This window comes from Streptococcus parasanguinis (genome assembly GCF_001578955.1).
Taxonomy (GTDB): Bacteria; Bacillota; Bacilli; order Lactobacillales; family Streptococcaceae; genus Streptococcus; species Streptococcus parasanguinis_U.
The window spans coordinates 2,620-4,444 of sequence record NZ_KQ969695.1 but is presented as its reverse complement, the minus strand read 5'-3'; the positions used below and the strand labels follow the sequence as shown (position 1 = coordinate 4,444).

Here is a 1,825-nt window from a genome sequence, read left to right as displayed (position 1 = left end):
CCAAGGCTACACGTTGTGCTTCTCCTCCAGAAAGCTCATATACTTTTTGATCTAGTTGAATATAAGATAGTCCTACTCTATCTAATACTTCTTCTTTAGTCTCTCTCTTTTTTTGTTTGTCTAATTTATGACCAATTAATCCCAAATCTAAATTTTCTGAAACAGTTTTATTATCGATTAGTCCAAAATTCTGGAAGAGATAACCTAGTTCATTTCTGAAATAGTTTGTTGGTTTAATCTTTCGTAAATCTTCCCCTTTATATTGAATACTTCCTTGATCATAAGGTTCTAGCTTGGCTACTATATTTAGTAAGGTTGTTTTGCCACAACCACTATTTCCTATAAGAGCATAGACTTTACCTGCATCAAAATTTAAGTTCAAATCACTAAATACCGTCCGGTCCCCAAAGGTTTTTGTTAGTTGATGGATCTTAATCATTTCTATGCTCCTTTCAATATAATACTAGCCATCCTATCTTCCTTACGAGAACGATGCATTAGTATTAAAATAGAATTCAAACCAAAGACGCAAGAGGTTAGAAAGACTACCCAAAGTTTATTTGTTAGCAAAAGACCAATAGCCCCTCCCAAAATGAAGATAACTATTTGCCAGATAAAAAATTTCTGGTGTAACTCAAAAAAATTTAATCCTGATATTTTCTTAATAAGAATAGTTTTACGAAATTCTTCAAAGTAGAGGATTGTCATTGTATTAAAGAGTAGAATTGAGGTAGCAATACCTAGAAAACCACCAGCAATGATTGTCAATATTTCAACTTGAATGTTGTGACTCATACCACGATAAACATAATAGGCAAGATCATACTGACTGATATATTTCTTTATTCCACCTTGTTCAACTAGTTTTTTAGTGGCATCCAAACCTTTAAAATACAGATAATCAGATGGATAAGTGAAGAAAGCATTATGATTTTTTCCAAAAGAGCTTGGTTTAAGGACAATAAGTATAGGATCACTTAGAAATTGTTGATATGAGATTGGTGTAGAATTATATACGAAACGCTTCTTATTGTTTGAAATATAGAAAACACGAGCTTTCATAGCCTGTTGAATTTTATTTCCCTTATCGTCTCGAATCGCTAGGAAATCTTCATAAATTTGACGCAATTTATCTTCTTGATCTTTTAATTTTTCAGGCAATAGTAGTCCAAATTCTCCTTCTCCAAGGCTATTAATGTTCTTCTTATCTTCTTCATTTAATTCTACATTCTGAACATCTAGATAATTAGGAGTCACATATAAGCTATTAGCATACGGATTGTAGTCATTTATCGACATTTTTCCCATTAAGGGATGTGAAGACAGACCTTTTAGATCGAATGATGCAAGTGGATGCTGAACAAGCATTCCTCCATTCTGAATGCCAGTTTCTATGAAGTTTTTCCATTGTTCTTCCAACATTTTTCTACTATCCTGATTTCTAGCCTCTGCCCCAAACTCCCTATTTGTTGAAAGCAATACCCAATCTTTTTGATTTGACCATGCTGTATCTCCAGCCTGATGCAATTGCCAAATAGTTGAATAGATACTTGTTCTATGAATGGTAAGTACTATTAAAAGAAAAGCAACCAATTGCCCCAAGTAAAGAATACCCATAATCTGTTTCAAAGGTAACTTTCCTTTGAGTAAAGAAACCAAATGTACCGCTTTAATACTTAAAACATAAAGAAAGCTAAAGAGTATAGAAAGGAACAAAAGTAACAAATTATAAGTTATGCTAGCTGAAAAAATAACTGGAATAGAAAATGGTGTGATAGGGAATAGACTTACACCACAGATTCCAAGAAAAACCCCTGTAATTATC

Annotated in this window: 2 protein-coding genes; both read right to left on the bottom strand. The window is 32.8% G+C overall.

What is annotated here, in order from left to right:
• Positions 1-439: ATP-binding cassette domain-containing protein (locus SPADD19_RS10660; protein WP_061455970.1), on the bottom strand; the 439-nt coding region annotated here is incomplete at its 3' end.
• 2 nt (positions 440-441) lie between these two features.
• On the bottom strand, positions 442-1,825 hold a 1,384-nt coding region (locus tag SPADD19_RS10655; protein ID WP_128861636.1), incomplete at its 5' end, for a DUF1430 domain-containing protein.